The organism is Camelimonas fluminis (assembly GCF_014656355.1).
GTDB classification, from domain to species: Bacteria; Pseudomonadota; Alphaproteobacteria; order Rhizobiales; family Beijerinckiaceae; genus Camelimonas; species Camelimonas fluminis.
This window is the reverse complement of sequence record NZ_BNCG01000066.1, coordinates 6,760-8,218: the sequence shown is the minus strand read 5'-3', so window position 1 is coordinate 8,218 and position 1,459 is coordinate 6,760. Positions and strand designations below refer to the sequence as shown.

Annotated in this window: 2 protein-coding genes; one reads left to right on the top strand and one right to left on the bottom strand. The window is 61.3% G+C overall.

From position 1 onward, the window contains the following. Window positions 1-147 precede the first annotated feature (147 nt). Window positions 148-324, bottom strand: coding sequence for a hypothetical protein (locus tag IE243_RS21430; protein ID WP_191321343.1), 177 nt, complete (start codon window positions 322-324; stop codon window positions 148-150). Window positions 325-831: 507 nt separating this feature from the next. On the opposite strand from IE243_RS21430, the gene IE243_RS21425 reads away from it, so the two are divergent. Further along, on the top strand, window positions 832-1,459 hold a 628-nt coding region (locus IE243_RS21425; protein ID WP_191321342.1), incomplete at its 3' end, for a transposase.

Sequence of the window (1,459 nt, the reverse complement as noted above, 5' to 3'; positions counted from 1 at the left end):
CGCGACGTAGAATCTCACACTGATTGTCGCGCGCGTCGCATCCAGATTGTCGCGCCATAACCAGAACGAACAGCTTGACCTCAACGACCCCAATCAGAGAAGGCTCTCAAACGCCAGCGCGTCCGAGCGAGGAAGAGTGGGAGGAGGCTATGGTTCCCCGTCAGCCTCATTGAGCTGCTGCTCCACGGCGCCAATGGCCAATTCCAGCTCGCCTATGCGCTGGATCTCAGAGCGCGCTGGGGTTGCCTGAGCTCGGGCGGCACGCAGGATAATCTCGCGTTGCTCCGCTTTCAGGCGCTGGAGCAGTGCTTCGTGTTCAGTCATGTGTTGCAATTCCGATAGGGGCAGAGGGCCCAAGGGACGAACATAAGGCAGGAGTGTGCAACTGGCATGGTGATTAGGCAATGCCGGAAAGGTTGCCTGTGTGATCGGAACCGCCGCTTTGCGGCGGTGGCCCTCCGGCTCTCTACGGAGCCATTGGGCGCGTGTTTGTCATCAGGCCGGGATGCCCCCGGCTCCGAGGGGAAGTTTCCGTGTTCCGCGATGCCGTGCAAACGTCCCTGATCCGGAGGTAAAGTAATACATTGGCCTTCATGCTGACTTCCTCGGTGGCGCATCGCACTTCAGAGGTTGATCCTCATAGGGGGGCGAAATGGACCAGCGTCTTTTCCGCTGGCAGATGGGCTTCGGTAAGATGAGATCCGATCCGGCGGCGATCGCGTCCAGCGAGTTCAAGTCCATGCTCGGCAAGAGCTGGGCACCCGCAAGAACCTACCGGTCTTGGTGATTTCATGATTCACTGGTCGATCGGCACATTCGGCGGGCGGGTTGATGGAACAGCGGTCGTTTTTCGGGTTGTCGGAGCATCTTGAACGGCTGAGCGCGATCGGCGATCCGCTCGCGGTTTTGGAGCAGGCCGTCGATTTTGAGTATTTCCGCGGCTGGCTGGTCGAAGGCCTCGGCTATGGTGACGGCAGCAAGGGCGGGCGTCCACCCTTCGATCCGGTCTCGATGTTCAAGGCGCTGATCCTTCAGGCGCAGCACAATCTGAGCGACGCGAAGATGGAGTTCATGATCCGGGACCGCCTATCCTGGATGCGCTTCCTGCGCTTCGACCTCGGCGGTCCGACGCCCGACGAGAACACGATCCGGCACTTTCGCAACAGGCTGACCGAGACCGGCACGTTGCGGCGGGTGATGAAGGCCTTCGACTGGCAACTACAGAAGAAGGGCTACATCCCGATGTCGGGCCAGATCGTCGATGCCTCCCTCGCGCCGGCCCCGAAGCAACGCAACAACGACGGTGAGAAGGAGGCGATCAAGGCCGGCAGGACGGCGAAGGAGATCTGGCCCGACGAGCCGAACAAGGCGGCGCAGAAGGACGTCGATGCGCGCTGGACCCTGAAGATCGGGGGCAAGATCCGGTATCGGCCGGACGGGACGCCCCTGCCGCAGATTG